This is a genomic window from Aliterella sp. E5.1 (assembly GCF_057473825.1).
In genome coordinates this window covers 1-16,708 of the sequence record NZ_JBYCCV010000032.1, presented here as the reverse complement: position 1 = coordinate 16,708, position 16,708 = coordinate 1, and the positions used below count along the sequence as shown (strand labels likewise).

General features: G+C 44.5%; 15 protein-coding genes and 1 pseudogene. 6 read left to right on the top strand and 10 right to left on the bottom strand.

Features of this window, described 5'->3' with window-relative positions; all coding sequences use genetic code 11:
- Positions 1-13: 13 nt before the first annotated feature.
- From AC2VE5_RS12700 to AC2VE5_RS12690, 3 genes are all read right to left on the bottom strand, one after another.
- Positions 14-652, bottom strand: coding sequence for a histidine phosphatase family protein (locus AC2VE5_RS12700; protein ID WP_486888111.1), 639 nt, complete (start codon positions 650-652; stop codon positions 14-16).
- Between the two features lie 119 nt (positions 653-771).
- Positions 772-1,026 (bottom strand): hypothetical protein, encoded by a 255-nt coding sequence (locus tag AC2VE5_RS12695; protein ID WP_486888110.1) that lies wholly within the window; start codon positions 1,024-1,026, stop codon positions 772-774.
- A gap of 13 nt (positions 1,027-1,039) precedes the next feature.
- Positions 1,040-2,290 carry a hypothetical protein gene (locus tag AC2VE5_RS12690; RefSeq protein ID WP_486888108.1) on the bottom strand — a complete coding sequence of 417 codons (1,251 nt, stop codon included), beginning with the start codon at positions 2,288-2,290 and terminating at the stop codon, positions 1,040-1,042.
- Between the two features lie 386 nt (positions 2,291-2,676).
- On the opposite strand from AC2VE5_RS12690, the gene psaA reads away from it, so the two are divergent.
- From psaA to AC2VE5_RS12670, 4 genes are all read left to right on the top strand, one after another.
- Entirely contained in the window at positions 2,677-4,935 is a 2,259-nt protein-coding gene (gene psaA, locus AC2VE5_RS12685) for a photosystem I core protein PsaA (RefSeq protein ID WP_486888107.1), read from the top strand.
- Positions 4,936-5,011: 76 nt separating this feature from the next.
- Complete coding sequence (gene psaB / locus AC2VE5_RS12680; RefSeq protein WP_486888106.1) at positions 5,012-7,225, top strand: photosystem I core protein PsaB; 2,214 nt, start codon at positions 5,012-5,014, stop codon at positions 7,223-7,225.
- Between the two features lie 164 nt (positions 7,226-7,389).
- The gene (locus tag AC2VE5_RS12675) at positions 7,390-8,010 is read left to right on the top strand and encodes a Uma2 family endonuclease (RefSeq protein ID WP_486888104.1); all 621 of its coding nucleotides are present in this window, start codon (positions 7,390-7,392) and stop codon (positions 8,008-8,010) included.
- Between the two features lie 126 nt (positions 8,011-8,136).
- Complete coding sequence (locus AC2VE5_RS12670; protein ID WP_486888103.1) at positions 8,137-8,616, top strand: hypothetical protein; 480 nt, start codon at positions 8,137-8,139, stop codon at positions 8,614-8,616.
- A 75-nt stretch (positions 8,617-8,691) separates the two neighbouring features.
- Here the strand turns inward: AC2VE5_RS12670 and AC2VE5_RS12665 are convergent, their stop codons facing one another.
- From AC2VE5_RS12665 to AC2VE5_RS12645, 5 genes are all read right to left on the bottom strand, one after another.
- Positions 8,692-10,302: an NAD(P)/FAD-dependent oxidoreductase gene (locus AC2VE5_RS12665; protein ID WP_486888102.1), complete on the bottom strand. Its 1,611-nt coding sequence runs from the start codon at positions 10,300-10,302 to the stop codon at positions 8,692-8,694.
- A 59-nt stretch (positions 10,303-10,361) separates the two neighbouring features.
- A complete protein-coding gene (locus AC2VE5_RS12660; protein ID WP_486888101.1) occupies positions 10,362-11,486 on the bottom strand; it encodes a THUMP domain-containing class I SAM-dependent RNA methyltransferase in 1,125 nt (374 codons plus the stop codon).
- A gap of 119 nt (positions 11,487-11,605) precedes the next feature.
- Positions 11,606-12,163: a GNAT family N-acetyltransferase gene (locus AC2VE5_RS12655; protein ID WP_486888100.1), complete on the bottom strand. Its 558-nt coding sequence runs from the start codon at positions 12,161-12,163 to the stop codon at positions 11,606-11,608.
- A gap of 169 nt (positions 12,164-12,332) precedes the next feature.
- Positions 12,333-13,076: an intradiol ring-cleavage dioxygenase gene (locus AC2VE5_RS12650; RefSeq protein WP_486888129.1), complete on the bottom strand. Its 744-nt coding sequence runs from the start codon at positions 13,074-13,076 to the stop codon at positions 12,333-12,335.
- Positions 13,077-13,247: 171 nt separating this feature from the next.
- The gene (locus AC2VE5_RS12645; RefSeq protein ID WP_486888099.1) at positions 13,248-13,871 is read right to left on the bottom strand and encodes a hypothetical protein; all 624 of its coding nucleotides are present in this window, start codon (positions 13,869-13,871) and stop codon (positions 13,248-13,250) included.
- A 145-nt stretch (positions 13,872-14,016) separates the two neighbouring features.
- Between AC2VE5_RS12645 and AC2VE5_RS12640 the strand changes: the two genes are divergently transcribed.
- Both AC2VE5_RS12640 and AC2VE5_RS12635 read left to right on the top strand, forming a co-directional pair.
- Complete coding sequence (locus tag AC2VE5_RS12640) at positions 14,017-14,694, top strand: response regulator transcription factor (RefSeq protein ID WP_486888098.1); 678 nt, start codon at positions 14,017-14,019, stop codon at positions 14,692-14,694.
- Between the two features lie 3 nt (positions 14,695-14,697).
- A complete protein-coding gene (locus AC2VE5_RS12635; RefSeq protein WP_486888128.1) occupies positions 14,698-16,143 on the top strand; it encodes an ATP-binding protein in 1,446 nt (481 codons plus the stop codon).
- Between the two features lie 26 nt (positions 16,144-16,169).
- Here the strand turns inward: AC2VE5_RS12635 and AC2VE5_RS12630 are convergent, their stop codons facing one another.
- The gene (locus tag AC2VE5_RS12630; protein ID WP_486888097.1) at positions 16,170-16,511 is read right to left on the bottom strand and encodes a hypothetical protein; all 342 of its coding nucleotides are present in this window, start codon (positions 16,509-16,511) and stop codon (positions 16,170-16,172) included.
- A 77-nt stretch (positions 16,512-16,588) separates the two neighbouring features.
- Positions 16,589-16,708 (bottom strand): annotated as a pseudogene (locus tag AC2VE5_RS12625) (IS1 family transposase); the annotation flags it as partial.

Here is a 16,708-nt window from a genome sequence, read left to right as displayed (position 1 = left end):
AAGAATTGTCCTTCTAAGTTCCCGGTAATGTCCGCAACCTTTCGCTCAAATGAGTGCGATCGCTTAAACTATGCAACAAGGGACCGTGAGCGCCAAACTCGACTTTACTTACCGAGCCTACGGGACAGCCTAACCGAAAGCGGAAACGCCCCACATCAATACCTAGCAGGCTGCACAACATAATCCGAATGGTTGCTTTGTGGGCAACAATCAAAATATTGCCGCTACTGTAACGCTGCTTAATTTCTTCGATGACAAGTAAAGCACGAGTTGCGATCGCTACAGCGAGTTCTCCCCCAGTGGGCGGATACCATGCCGGATCTGCTGTCCAGCGAATGTAATCATCATGATAGTCACGAGCTACGGCTTCTACGGTCTGTCCTTCCCACTTGCCATAATTAATTTCTTTCAATCCGTCGCGCAATTCTAATTTTATACCCAGCTTTTCTGCTAAAGGTTTTGCCGTAGCGATCGTTCTTTGCATCGGACTTGCATAAATAGCTTGCCAATCTAGAGATTGATAAGCAACAGCAAACGCTTGCGCCATCTCAATTCCATCGGCGGTTAGTTCGGGATCGACCGAGCCACAAAAAGCATTGTCTCGACTGCATTGTGTCTGTCCGTGACGGAGTAAGTAAAGCGTTATAGTCACTTTTGCCTCTGTAATGTTTGATATTCGCTTCCTTCACTCAATAGTCTGACTTAACGCGGATAGTTAGGGGAGAAACTTATCGGCATAATGGATGCGGTGATAAGTTGGAACTTGCCTTACTACCACTTTAAGTCGGCAGCTTCGGAACCTTGTTCGCGTCGAATTTTGCTGTCTTTTTCAAACCAAGCAATTATTTGTGCTGTTGTTAAGTCTTCAATATTTACTGCATATTCTTTAGCAATGTGCTTTAACAAATTCAACGAAGAAATTGTTAGTCTTGTCAAAAACTTTTCATCAGAAGCAAGCAACGCCGCATCTACTTGATTCGAGTCTTCTAGAGTTAAAAATTGTGATGATTTAGGTTGAGCGTTCATAATGTCGATCTAATTAATCAAGTTCTGTAACTGGTATTTCTGGGGCTAAATTAGGACTGATTGGTTCTCCAGTGGAAGGGGGAATTTCTGGTATCGAGGGTAAGTTAGGTACAGGTTTAGTATCGGTACGGCGAGAACGTCTGAAATAACTTCCTAGTTTCTGGACGGTATCTGTTGAGGTTTTAGGGATCTGTATAGAGTTAGGTGTTTTTGTAGGGCTGGGAAGTGGCTCAGGAGTAGGGGTTTCTGTAGGGGTAGGGAGCAGTTCAGGGATTGGTTCTATAGGCGGCGGTATTAGTTCGGGAGTGGGGGTTTCTGTCGGGTTGGGGAGTGAAATTTTTACAGTGTAATCTTGGTCAACAATTCCCCGCGCTACATCAACCAATATTTCTCCTGTAACTAACTGCGAAAGCGTATCTTTGCTTTTGGGATCGTAAGTAATTGTTCTAGCAGTATTGTTAAAAACGTTTTTGACAAAGTTACCTTGACTGTCAATAAATTCTAGTTGTATCCAGTTTTTACCTGGCTTGAAGCCTGTAAGGTAAATGCTTTGCCAGCTATCTAACACAAAGCTTTGTCCGTTAATTGTGCATCGAATCCGCCAATTATCAAGATTATTTTCTGTGGCAGCTAGGCGCAGAGGAGCATTAGTTAAATAAAAATCTAACAAGATAGGTTCGGCTCCGTAAGTACCTTTGGGACGACTATAAGTCAAAAGTGGCAACGCTGGATTAGGATTATTGTTTTGAGTTTTAGTAAAAATATGAAATGTTGTTTGGGCATAAGCACCAGCATTTTTGAAGCTTTCATGCCAAGGACGAGCAGCAAAAACGCGCAAAGTGTGAGTACCAGGTTCTAAGTCTGGCAGCATCAAAGGTTTAGAAAGATCGTAAACAGCTATATATGGCTGGTTATCCACAATAACGTGCAAGTGAGGACCCAATTCTAGCTCCGAACTTTTAAATACAGGCAAGTCCCGAATTTGCAAACGGACTTCAACTTGGTCGTCTTGGAATACTTCATCAACTTCTGGACTAACTATAGTCACTTGTGGTTGATAAATTTCTAAGTCTCGACGCAAAGTTTGAATGGTTTCTGGAGGAGAGACTTCGATTATCTCTCCAGAAGCAACAGTTTTATTGCTAGGTGCAAGAAACGTTGGTGGCGCGTTACTTCTACTACAACTTGCTGCACTTAATAATGCGATCGCTAGCGAGACGATCCAAAACGCTTTACTCAACTTTTGCCACAATTTGCCTAACACCCTAGATTCTGCTCCTCAGCCATCAATATTATTGATATTTGTTGCTTTTGATCATCTTAAACGCCAATCGCTGCTACAGCCCGACGGGGGAGCGCTGACAATAGATAAATTTTTACAACAATTCTATAAATGCTCTTGACTTTTTTTCAATAAACTCAATTATCTGAAGAAGAAAAATTGCGATCACCTCCGACTTTGAATTATTGTTAACAAACCCTTAAAACCCCTACGGTTAACCATCTATAATTCAGCAGAAAGCAAATTTACATCATCGCTGTTCATGACTGTAAAGCTCTGGGTGCAAATCCATAAAATAGCTTGATCGGTCTCAGTACAGTTGGTAATGTTTATAATTCCTGGTTCCTTGTCTAGAGAGGAGAGTCTGAATGACGATAAGTCCTCCTGAGCGAGAGGAGAAAAAGGCAAGAGTTGTTGTCGATGTAGATCCAGTTCCTACTTCTTTTGAGAAGTGGGCGCAACCAGGTCACTTCGACCGCACCTTATCTAGAGGTCCAAAAACCACCACTTGGATTTGGAACCTCCACGCCCTCGCTCATGATTTTGATACTCATACGAGTGACTTAGAAGATATATCCCGTAAAGTCTTTGCTGCCCACTTCGGCCACCTGGCAGTAGTGTTTTTGTGGATTAGCGGGATGGAGTTTCACGGCGCTCGATTTTCAAACTATGAAGCGTGGTTAACCGACCCCTTAAACATCAAGCCTAGCGCTCAAGTTGTTTGGCCCATTGTTGGACAAGACATCTTAAACGCCGATGTTGGCGGTGGCTTCCACGGAATTCAAATTACCTCCGGCTTATTCCATGTTTGGCGGGCTGCTGGTTTTACAAGCACATTTCAACTTTATGTGACTGCCATTGGCGGTCTGGTGGCAGCAGCATTAATGCTGTTTGCTGGTTGGTTCCACTATCACAAACGCGCTCCCAAGCTGGAATGGTTCCAGAATGTGGAGTCGATGTTGAACCACCATCTAGCAGGCTTACTCGGTTTGGGTTGCCTATCTTGGGCTGGTCATCAGATTCACGTTGCTTTGCCAGTAAACAAGCTCTTAGACGCGGGTGTAGCTCCGGGAGATATCCCGTTGCCTCACGAGTTCATCTTGAACAGTCGTTTAATGGCGGAGTTGTATCCTAGTTTCGCCCAAGGGTTAACACCTTTTTGGACGCTCAATTGGGGTCAGTATGCTGACTTCCTGACCTTTAAAGGTGGGTTAAATCCACAGACTGGAGGTTTGTGGTTGACTGATACAGCACACCATCACCTAGCTTTGGCGGTGCTATTTTTGGTCGCTGGTCATATGTACCGCACTAACTGGGGCATTGGACACAGCATTAGAGAAATTCTCGAAAATCATAAGGGTCCCTTTACTGGCGACGGTCACAGAGGTCTATATGAAAATATGACCACCTCTTGGCACGCTCAGTTGGGAACAAACCTAGCAATGTTGGGATCGGTAACGATCATCGTGGCGCATCATATGTACGCGATGCCTCCGTATCCGTACCTAGCGACAGATTACGCTACTCAGCTATCACTGTTTACCCACCATATGTGGATTGGCGCTTTCTTCATCGTTGGAGGAGCCGCCCACGCTACGATCTTTATGGTGCGCGATTACGATCCTGTCGTAAACCGAAACAACGTGCTAGATCGAGTGCTACGTCATCGAGACGCGATTATCTCCCACTTGAACTGGGTATGTATGTTCTTGGGCTTCCACAGCTTCGGGTTGTACGTTCATAACGACACCATGCAAGCCTTGGGTCGTCCTCAAGATATGTTCTCGGATACAGCAATTCAATTGCAGCCTGTATTCGCGCAGTTCGTGCAAAACATTCAAACTTTAGCTCCAGGAACAACGGCTCCAAACCAGTTAGAACCTGTTAGCTATGTCTGGGGCGGTGGAATTGTAGCGGTAGGTGGCAAAATTGCCATGATGCCGATGGCGCTGGGTACGGCGGACTTTATGATCCACCACATTCACGCTTTCCAAATCCACGTCACAGTGTTGATTCTCCTCAAGGGCTTCTTGTTTGCCCGCAACTCCCGCTTGATTCCAGACAAAGCGAACTTGGGTTTCCGGTTCCCTTGCGATGGACCAGGACGGGGCGGCACTTGCCAAGTATCCGGTTGGGATCACGTATTCCTAGGATTATTTTGGATGTTCAATACCATTGCGATCGCGGTTTACCACTTTAGTTGGAAAATGCAGTCGGATGTGTGGGGAACGATAGATGCCGATGGAACTATAGCGCATATCACTGGAGGCAACTTTGCCCAAAGTGCAATCAACATTAATGGTTGGTTGCGTGACTTCCAGTGGGCGCAAGCAGCGCAGGTAATTCAATCCTATGGCACTTCGCTATCGGCTTACGGATTGCTATTCTTGGGCGCTCACTTTGTTTGGGCATTTAGTTTAATGTTCTTGTTTAGTGGTCGTGGCTATTGGCAAGAACTAATCGAATCGATTGTCTGGGCGCATAATAAGCTGAATTTTTCCCCAGCAATTCAACCCCGCGCTCTGAGTATTATTCAGGGTCGAGCGGTGGGAGTGGCGCATTTCCTCTTAGGAGCGATCGTCACTATTTGGGCTTTCTTTGAAGCCCGAATTATCTCGGTAGGTTAGCGGTCAGCTTTCAGGGGTCAGTACTTCAGCAAGTGCTGACAACTGAAAGCTAAATGGAAGCAAATTCATAAAACCTATGGCAACAAAATTTCCAAAATTTAGCCAGGATCTTGCCCAAGACCCGACAACGCGTCGGCTCTGGTACGGGATTGCTACAGGCAACGACTTTGAGAGCCACGATGGCATGACAGAAGAAAATCTTTACCAAAAGATTTTCGCAACCCACTTTGGTCATGTGGCAATCATCTTCCTGTGGACCTCTAGCCTCCTGTTCCACGTTGCTTGGCAAGGCAACTTTGAACAATGGATTAAAGATCCCCTCAACGTTCGTCCGATTGCTCATGCGATTTGGGACCCTCACTTTGGTAAAGCCGCAGTCGATGCCTTTACTCAAGCTGGGGCGACCTATCCAGTTAATATTGCTTATTCTGGTGTGTACCACTGGTGGTACACGATTGGGATGCGGACAAATAACGAACTATATACTGGAGCCGTGGGCTTATTGCTACTAGCAGCAGTATTTCTGTTCGCAGGTTGGCTCCACTTGCAACCGAAGTTCCGTCCCAGCTTGTCTTGGTTCAAGAGTGCCGAGCCACGCTTAAATCACCACTTGGCAGGTTTGTTTGGAGTTAGTTCTTTAGCTTGGGCTGGTCACTTAGTCCACGTTGCTATCCCCGAATCTCGCGGACAGCACGTAGGTTGGGACAACTTCCTTACAACATTGCCTCACCCCGCAGGCTTGCGTCCTTTCTTTACGGGTGACTGGGGTGTTTACGCCCAAAATCCAGATACGGCAGATCAAATATTTAGTACTTCTCAAGGTGCGGGTACAGCAATTCTTACCTTCTTAGGTGGATTTCACCCCCAGACCCAATCGCTGTGGCTGACCGATATGGCTCACCACCACTTAGCGATCGCAGTAATCTTTATTATTGCGGGTCACCAGTACCGCACCAACTTCGGGATTGGTCACAGCATTAAAGAAATGCTGAATGCCAAGAACTTCTTTGGCGTTAAAACCGAAGGTCAATTCAACTTGCCTCACCAAGGTCTGTACGACACCTACAACAATTCGCTGCACTTCCAGTTGTCTATTCACTTAGCAGCTTTAGGTACAGCGCTATCGTTAGTAGCACAGCATATGTACGCCTTACCTCCCTATGCTTTTATTGGGCAGGACTTCACAACCCAAGCAGCTTTATATACCCATCACCAGTACATTGCTGGATTCTTGATGGTAGGAGCTTTCGCCCACGCCGGAATTTTCTGGGTGCGCGATTATGACTCCGAACAAAATAAAGGCAACGTATTAGACCGCGTGTTGAAGCACAAAGAAGCGATTATTTCTCACCTCAGTTGGGTGTCGTTATTCTTGGGTTTCCACACTTTAGGCTTGTACGTCCACAACGATGTAGTAGTTGCTTTCGGTACTCCTGAAAAGCAAATCCTGATCGAGCCAGTATTTGCACAGTTCATTCAAGGCGCTCACGGTAAGGTATTGTACGGTTTTGATACTTTACTATCTAATCCTGATAGCGTAGCTTCTACGGCTGGTGCTGCTTGGCTACCTGGTTGGTTAGATGCCATCAATAACGGTACTAACTCTTTATTCTTGACTATTGGACCTGGCGACTTCCTAGTCCACCACGCTTTTGCGCTCGGTATTCACACTACCGTGTTGATTTTGGTCAAAGGTGCTTTGGATGCTCGTGGTTCTAAGCTGATGCCCGATAAAAAGGACTTCGGTTACTCCTTCCCTTGCGACGGTCCTGGTCGTGGCGGTACTTGCGACATCTCTGCTTGGGATGCCTTCTACCTTGCCATGTTCTGGATGCTCAACACGATTGGTTGGGTGACGTTCTACTGGCACTGGAAGCATTTAGGAGTATGGCAAGGCAACGTAGCTCAGTTTAACGAGTCGTCAACTTACCTCATGGGTTGGCTAAGAGATTATCTCTGGCTGTACTCGGCTCAGTTAATCAACGGTTACAACCCTTACGGGATGAATAACTTGGCTGTCTGGTCTTGGATGTTCTTATTCGGACACCTAGTTTGGGCAACAGGATTCATGTTCTTGATTTCCTGGAGAGGTTACTGGCAAGAATTGATCGAAACTCTAGTTTGGGCGCACGAGCGTACACCGCTTGCTAACCTAATTCGCTGGAAAGACAAGCCCGTTGCTATGTCTATCGTTCAAGGTCGTTTGATTGGACTTGCTCACTTCACAGTTGGCTATGTCTTAACTTACGCAGCCTTCCTGATTGCTTCAACTGCTGGTAAATTTGGTTGATAATTTCAATTAAAGTGTAGTTGAATAAATCAAATCCCCTGCCTAACGGTGGGGGATTTTTTTATAAAGTAGTATTACAGCTTGATAGATAAAATTAAAGAAAAAGTTGATTTCGAGTAAAGAAAAAGTTGATTTCGAGTTTAGGTATCAACAGTGAGGGATATATGACGCAAGCTCTGCCTAAATTAGTAAGCTTTGAGAAATTTGTAAATTGGAAGCCTAGCAACGGTTGCTATGAACTACATAAGGGGGTAATCGTTGAAATGGCGCAACCATTAGGCGACCATGAAGAAATAATTGCATTTTTGATTGAAAAATTCACTTTAGAATATAGTCGCCTTAGTCTACCTTATGGTATTCCTAAAACAGCATTAGTCAAACCGCCGGAGAGTGAAACAGCTTACTCGCCAGATGTACTGCTGTTGAACCGTTCTAATTTAACAACAGAACCGAGATGGAAAAACCAGTCAACAGTTAGTTATGCCCAATCAATTCCATTAGTAGTAGAAGTTGTAAGTAGTAATTGGCGCGATGATTACCTAAATAAAGCTGGCGATTATGAGAAAATAGGGATTCCTGAATATTGGATTGTTGATTATCTGGGTTTGGGTGGAAGACGGTTTATTGGCAACCCCAAGCAACCAACGGTTTCAATTTATCAACTCGTGGAAAGTGAATATCAAGTTAGTCAGTTTAGAAAAAGCGATCGCATTGTATCGCCAACGTTCCCCCAATTAAATTTAGCTGCTCAAGAAATTTTTGATGCTGGCTTATCAAGTTCTTAAAGATAAAGTTCAAACAATTGGATAGATTTAATGCTAGTTGATAATCAAGGTATTAATTGTATTCAAAAATAATTTTATTGTTATAACTCACCTTGTATATTACATATAATTATGGAGGAATTATTTATGGCATTGGTATTTTTTATACATGGTGTTGCTACAAAAGATTCAGGATATTCAAGAAAATTAGAAGCTTTAATTAGAGAAGAATTTAATAAGAAAGATAAGCCTCTGCCGCATTTCTACGCCAGCTTTTGGGGGAATATTCTGAAGCAAACAGGGCAGATTTGGAATTGGGTTCATGAAGATTTGCAAGATTTTAAAAAATTCCATCCAAATGTTGATGCAAAAGCCATTTTTCGCTATCAAGACTTTAGGCAAGATTTTATTTCTGAGTTTTTTGGAGATATCCTTACTTACTTCAATAACGCTAGTTCAATACCTACTATCTTTTTTCGCGATAAGTATATTTGGGCTGATGCGAATGGAGCAGAAAGAGGAGCGCGTACTTTTGGACAAGCTCATGCAGCAATGGCTATAAGAGTATCTGATAGTCATGGTTACTATTGGGGTAGTCGTGGGTACAGCCCGTTTGGTAGTTGCTAACATCTTGGGTGACTGTAGTGCGATAGATTCAGCACTGATTGACAATAACTAGCGCGATCGCACATCTAAACAACTTTAATTAGCAAGCCGTAATATATTCAAAGCAACAGCTTCCGCCACCTTAATTCCATCAATCCCCGCAGAGAGTATACCACCTGCGTAGCCAGCGCCTTCTCCCGCCGGATAAAGACCTTGAGTATTCACTGATTGATAGTTCTCTTGGCGTTTAATCCGAATTGGCGATGAAGTGCGAGTTTCAACTCCTGTCAAAATAGCATCGTTCATTGCAAAGCCTTTAATTTGTTTATCAAAAGCCGGAAGCGCTTCGCGAATGGCAGCGATCGCATAATCGGGCAAACTCTGACTCAAATCGCTCAAATGAACCCCCGGAGCATAAGATGGCTGAACTGTGCCTAACGCTGTAGAAGGGCGATTAGCAATAAAGTCTCCTACTAACTGCCCTGGAGCATAATAATTGCTGCCACCCAGTTCAAAAGCCCGTTCTTCCAAACGCCGTTGAAAATCAATTCCAGCTAAAGGATGACCTGGATAATCGTCTGGTGTAATACCGACAACGATCGCACTATTTGCGTTACGTTCGTTGCGCGAGTATTGGCTCATGCCATTTGTAACCAATCGTCCCGGTTCCGAGGCGGCAGCTACCACAAGTCCCCCTGGACACATACAGAAGCTATAAACAGAGCGCCCATTTTGGCAGTGATGAACCAGTTTGTAATCGGCAGCACCTAAAAGTTTATGACCTGCCTTTTCCCCAAAACGAGCAACATCAATAATTGGCTGTGGATGTTCGACTCGAAAGCCAATGGAAAAAGGTTTAGGTTCGATGTAAACCCCCCGCTCGAACAGCATTTGAAACGTATCGCGGGAACTATGTCCCACAGCTAAAACTACATGATTGCTGGCGATATATTCTCCACTTGCAAGCGTGACTCCCCGCACTTGACCATTCTCAATATCGATATCTTCTACGCGACTATTAAACTGAATTTCGCCGCCGAGGGATTCAATAGTGGCGCGGAGGCTTTGAACTATACCCACCAGTTTAAACGTGCCGATGTGGGGTTTATTTACATATAAAATCTCTGGGGAAGCGCCAGCATTGACAAGTTCAGTAAGAACTTTGCGCCCGTAATGTTGAGGATCTTTAACTTGGCTGTAGAGTTTACCATCAGAAAACGTACCCGCTCCCCCTTCGCCAAATTGAGCATTAGATTCTGGATTTAGATTTTCTTTGTTTTTCCAGAAAGCAAAAGTATCCACCGTGCGATCGCGTACTGCTTTCCCCCGCTCTAACAGAATTGGGCGAAAACCCATCTGTGCCAGTAATAAGCCTGCAAACATCCCACAAGGTCCCGTACCGATCACAATCGGTCGGGTTTCGTTAGAACTTGGGGCTTTTGCTACTAAACGATAGCTCATGTCTGGTGTGATGCTAATATGCGGATCTTTTTTAAAGCGATCGCGAATTAGGTTTTCTTTGGTCGTTTCTACATCCAGAATATAAACAAGAGTAATCTCGCCTTTTTTCCGAGCATCGTAGCTGCGCTTAAAAATTGTATAGCCGATTAAGTCGGCGGGGGTGATTTGAAGCTTTTTGAGGATAGCAGTCTCGATCGCTTCTTGTGGATGATCGAGAGGAAGCTTCACTTCAGTTAGTCGTAACATAGTCAATAAAAATGGCTTGATTGAAATTAATTTTCGCTGGCTTCGGGATTTTTTCTAGCCTAATACAGTTCGTATTTCATTAACTGACAAGGTAAAGCGCCATTCAACACCGCCGTCCGTTGGGATGATTTCAGCCCTATACACAGAGCTAATTCCTTATTTCCACTTAACACAAAAGCAGTCCAGCCTTTGAAGCGTTGTTTTAGCACGTCGCCTAAAAGTTTATAAAATGCCCCTAAGTCGCTTTCTCGCCCCAACCGTTCGCCATAAGGGGGATTGCAAAACAACACTCCACTATCGGAAGGAGCAACAACTTCGCTCAAGTCCATTTGCGAAAACCAGACGCGATCTAATACGCCGCAATTTGTCGCATTGGCGATCGCACTTTCAATTGCGTTTTCATCGCGATCGCTACCCCAAATCGGCGCGGAAAGGCTATCTTTTTGGCTATTTTTAGCTGATTCAATTAGTTCCTCTAAAAGTGTCAAGTCAAAATCAAGCCAAGTTTCAAACCCAAAACGTTCGCGAAATAACCCTGGGGCAATATTGAGTGCTTTTAAACAAGCTTCTAATGGTAAAGTACCCGAACCACAAAGCGGATCGTAAAACATCTGTTCTGGTTGCCAAGCAGATAGCTGAATCAAAGCCGCCGCTAGAGATTCTTTCAAAGGCGCAGAACCTACAGCCGGACGATAACCCCGGCGGTGCAGACTATTTCCCGAACTGTCAAGACTGACGGTACAAACATCGCGATCGATATGCACGTTGATCCGCACATCAGGGTCTTGAGTTTCTACATTAGACCTATCGCCAAATTGTTCTTGCTGCTGCTCGACGATCGCTTTTTTGACTTGCAAAGCAGTGAAATGAGTATGATTGAGGCGAGTACTTTTACCCGTAGCATTTACCGCCAGTGTTAAATCTGGATTGAGATACTCCGACCAATCGATAGTTTGAATACCGTTGTAAAGATCCTGGGCATCTTGACAAGCAAACTCCTGCAACTTTACTAAGATCCGGAACGGTAGCCTCGCCCATAAGTTGACACGATACAGCAAAGCGCGATCGCCTTTAAAAGACGCGCCGCAAAATCCTGGTTCTACCCCTTGAGCGCCTAATTGCTCCAATTCTTGAGCCACCAAGGTTTCTAGACCCCTAGCAACGGTTGCAAAATACTGTTTCATAGTCCCTAATAAAGAATGCCTTTTTGGAAGTGCGATCGCATTTCACCTATCAACTTCACTCTACTTTAATAACAACTTAATGCGCGATCGCAGCCCAACCTCTGGAAATAGGTGGATATTTAGACGTTACGGTTGTTGTCAATATCTAAGGTCATCAAATGCTCGTCGTAGAAACTTCCATCTCTAGAAAATGTCTCCTGCTCCGTACCGTAGATTCGGAAGCCGAAGGAATGATAAAGGTGGATCGCTGCTTTTTGTTGGGTCACAACTGTTAAGTTGATTCTTCTAATGTCCGGCGCATCGGCGGCTCGAATCAGCGCTTGCTCGACAAGTAATCTCCCACAACCAAGACGACGAAAAGAGGGCATGACATAAAGCCCCCCAAGATATGCGCGATGCTTCTCGTTAGGTGCTAAATAGCGAGAAAGCCGGACGATGCCAATAAGCTGCTCGCCTTGAAATGCCCCAAAGAAGCACTGGTTATCACTTTTTGCAAGTTTCGCGGCAGTTTTAAAGAGGTTTGGCTCTTCCTCTGGGAGGGAGCCGAAAGCTGGCGGCTGTTCGTGAAGCCCATGCAAACGCACTATACGATAGGCTTCGGCATCGCTTGAAGTGAGTTCCCGTACTCTAATTGGAGCATTGCTACGCTGGGACTTGATAGGTTGGCTTTCATTCATGGGAGACGGGTAGCAACTAACTTACAAGGAAGTTACTCAGAATACTGGTATCGAGATTTATCGATCGTTACACGTTTAAATCTACAACTTAGTTGAAATATTCTAGGTATTTAATTATTAAAATTTAGCAATAAAATTTTTTTTTGTCATCCCAAAGTGCGATCGCATCTTATGCTATTTGCAGCCCAATATCAAAAGTTGCTGCATAACCACCTTGTTGATTCTCTGTAAGACTTAGCATCAATTGGTTGCCACCGCGTTGAAATATTCCGTCTTGCTCGTTATCTTTTGTACGTTCTCCTTGACTAGCGTAGGGCATTTGTGAGTAAACGCGATCGCTAACAGCGTCATCAAAGTATAGCTGCGATGTAAATTCATAACTTTGCCCTGAAGTAGCAGTTGTGCGCACCTTAAAGTGGATGTGAGGTGTTCTGCCTTGATACCAACCAGGATAAATAGTTGTAAATTGCACAGTGCCACTCGCATCTGTGAGTTGATAACCGCGTAAAAACTTTTTGCCGACAGTATCAAAACTTCTATCTGTAACGTCCGAATATACACCCAGCGCATCACAGTGCCAAACATCAACGATCGCACCAGCAACAGGTGTACAGCCATTTTTTCCTACCCCAGAAACGCGCAGGGTTAGTTGGAGTGGTACTCCTTCAAGCACTTTACCATCCGCCGGATCGAAGCGGATATCGGAGCGATTGAGTTTTTCATCTACAAAATAAGGTCCTTCAGTTTGCTCTGGACTGACAATACACGTAGGCAATGTAGTTTTGTTGGTTGATACTTGAGCAAAGCTAGATTTTTTTGACGTGCAACCAACTACAAACAGGGCTGTTATGGCTCTAAATAGAGCCAGCACATCTCTACGACTGATAATTCTAGCTAATTGGCGATCGCTCATAATATTTTCTAAAACTGACCACAAAGACTTCACTTAAAGTATATGCGGAGACTAACACAACGTTTTGTGCCTTAGTCTCCGCAACGAATGTAAGTTCTTGGGGTAGTACGTATCTTCAACTACAAGTAGCTACCAAAAACACGCCTGCTTACCCTAGAGCAAATACAATAGCTAAGACTGTCTTTGCGGACGATTTTGTTGTTTCTGCTGACGCAACTGCTCTAGCTCTTGCCTTTGCTGAGCAGTTAACACTGCTTCCATTTTAGTTTTAGTATCATTGCGAATTGCTGTAATTTGGGCTTTTTGCTCGGCTGTAAGTACAGCGTCCATTTGCTGACGGGTGGAGGAGCGAATTTCTCTCATCTGAGTTTTTTGAGCATCAGTAAGTCCACTGATTTTAGGCAAACCACGACCTTTTCGTTCTCCACCAGATGATGGTGCTTGTTCTAGTTGTTGCCTTTGCTGGGCAGTCAAAACTGCTTCCATCCTACTTCTGGCATCATTGCGAATTGCTTCCATCCTGGCTTTTTGCTCAGCTGTGGGGATAGCTTCAATCTGTTGGCGACCAGCGGTTTGAATTTGCCGTATTTGAGTCTTTTGAGCTTCAGTTATGCCACTTAGACGGTCAAACTTTCCACCACCTCGTCGTCCTTTCCCTGGTTGTCGTTGCTCGGTGGATGGCGATGGATTTTGGGAGATTAAAAACTGCTCGGCTAACGCCTTGCTGGTGACAAAACTGCCTCCCCCAACTAGCACAGAAACGGCAGAAACTAATAACAAGCGATTGATTTTCATAAGCGTCAAGCTCTTTCTTACTGATGTATGAGTGTCATGTTTTAATTAAGCCTGATAAAAATTACAACTTGACCTAAATCTAAATTACATTTTTGTAATTTAAGCAAAGAGGTGGGGACTATACAATGAAGTCTTAGGTGAGATTATGCACATTTTATTTGTTGAAGATGAAGCAAAGATCGCTAACTTTGTCAATGCTGGATTGAGGGAACACGGGTTTGTTGTTGATTACTGCGATAATGGCGATGAAGGCTACAGCCGTGCCATAGATAATGAGTATGATGCTCTTGTCCTGGACATTATGGTTCCGGGCAAAGATGGGCTAGCGATTCTCAAAAGCTTGCGCCGAGCAAAACGGAATGTTCCGGTAATTTTGCTAACTGCTCGTAATGAATTAGACGATCGCATCGAAGGGCTAAATCTGGGGGCAGATGACTATATTGCCAAACCGTTTTTTGTAGAAGAACTGGTCGCCCGCATTCATGCCGTAGTGCGTCGCAGCAACGGTGATCGCCAAAATATCCTCAGTGCGGGGGCAATTAAACTAGACTGCATTAAGCGAGAAGTCACTTGCGATCGCCAAGCAGTGGAACTAACCACCCGCGAATTTAATCTTTTAGAGTACCTGATGCGTTCCCCTGGACGAGTTTTTACCCGCACGCAAATTTTAGAACACGTCTGGGGCTATGATTTTAACCCTACTACAAATGTCGTAGATGTCTGCGTTCAACGGATTCGCAAAAAGCTCGATCCCATTGGCGGCTCGCCCTGGCTAGAAAGCGTGCGGGGGGTTGGGTATCGGTTTCGCCAGTTGGAGAATTGACTAATAGTGAAGTTGCGATCTTTTCGGATTCGTCTTGCTCTAGCATCGGCTATTCTAGCGGGAAGTGCGCTTGTAGGCTTTGGCATGACTTCTTGGTGGCTGATTTACCAAGCTAAAGTTAGTCGTCTTGACGAAGCAATCAAAAGCCAGTTGATTCGAGCGGGTCGCCCTCCTCGGCGATCGCCTTTTCAACCCTTACCGCGAAGATTTGGCATCGATGAGGATACGCCCATTGCTTTATTAGTCAGCGACTTAGATGGTAATACTCTTTATAAATCTGATAATTGGTCAGGTGAAATTGAAGTTTCTAGCCTCTGGCTCTTAGCTTCTGGTCAACAAAGCCCTTCATCAACAAAACTAAAGCAAGATTCAGGAAGACCGCGATTGGATTCTGCGCCTCCACTTAGTAGGCTGTCTCCACCTCGATTTATGACCCAAAAGACATCAACAGAAGTTTGGCGCGTTGGAGTCATGAGCTTTCCTTATACTCGAAGCGCGATCGCCGTCAGTCTCACAACTATTGATGGCGAAATGATAGCGATTCGCAACATCTTCTTAATTTCAATATTTGTTGTACTTTTTCTAATTACTGGTGGTGCGTGGTGGCTGTCTGGAAATGCTTTGCGCCCCATAGGGCAACTGACGGAGGCAATTAAACAAGTAACAGTCAAAGGACTGGATAGGCGGGTTCCCATTGGTGAAACTGATGTAGAATTTGTAGAATTGATTGAAGTGTTCAACCAGATGTTGGAGAGCCTAGAACGTAGTTTTAAGCAGGCTTCTCGCTTCAGTGGTGATGCTGCTCACGAACTGAAAACACCCTTAGCAATTCTCCAGGGGGAAATAGAACGCACCTTGCAACAGGCTGAGTCTGAATCCCACATCCAGCAAAGCTTGAGCAGCCTATTAGATGAAGTCCGGCGCTTGAGTGGGATTGTGCGAAAACTCTTGTTACTTTCTTTAGCCGATGCTGGACGGATGAATTTGTATCGAGTGGAAGTCAATTTATCCGAGATTTTAGCTCAGGTAGAGGAAGATATAGAACTTCTGGCTCCGCACCTCAAGGTACAAACAGAGATTAATGCTCAATTGCGGGTACTGGGTGATCGCGATTTACTTACCCAAGTTGTGCAAAATCTGATCAGCAATGCCATTAAATACAATCTTCCTGATGGCTGGATACGTATTTATGCAAGGCAACAAGAAGCAACGGTAGCGATCGCAATTGTTAATTCCTCCAAAAACATCCTTCCTAGCGACCGAGAGCGTATTTTTGAGCGATTTTATCGCGGCGATCCTGCTCGGACGCGCTCAGAAGAAGTTGAAGGTACGGGGCTAGGACTTAGCTTATCTAGAGAGATTGCTAGAGCGCACGGGGGCGATTTGATTCTTGACTCCACTCCTGCTAACCAAACTGCATTTACTTTGACTTTACCCAGTTTGAAATAGAATTTTGGTTGTAGTTGCGCCGCAGTTTACTTTAGCGTATCTGGATCTATTCCTTGTTCTCTTAACTTGGCTATTAGCGATCGCAACTCTTGTTCTGCTCGACTTGCTTGTTGCTGGGCAGCTTCAGCTTGTTCCTCAAGAGATGGATATCTATTACCTTCCTGGTCGTACCAGTACAACCATTCTCGTTCCCATCCTTGATAATTGCCTTGCCCCGTAACGATTGCTAGATTAATTTCAGGTATCCATACCGGGTCGCCTAGTTGTTTTACATAAACTCCATCTACTAGACGATAAACTTCTAAAACTTCGTGCTTGTCTCTCTGGTAATAGTCTGGGTTGTAAATGACATAGTACGATGCTCCCAATTGGGTATATTTGACAAACTTAGTATCGTATTCGCCCCCGTAAGCTTGGGAAACTACTTCTAAAACTATTGGTAGTGCTAAACATGTAAGGATTTATTGTAATGGTGGATAAAAAGCCAAATAGCACCAATATGATTCTCTAATTTCTTAGAAAACGAAAGCGTCTTTCTGACCAATCGAGCAATACGTTGACGCAT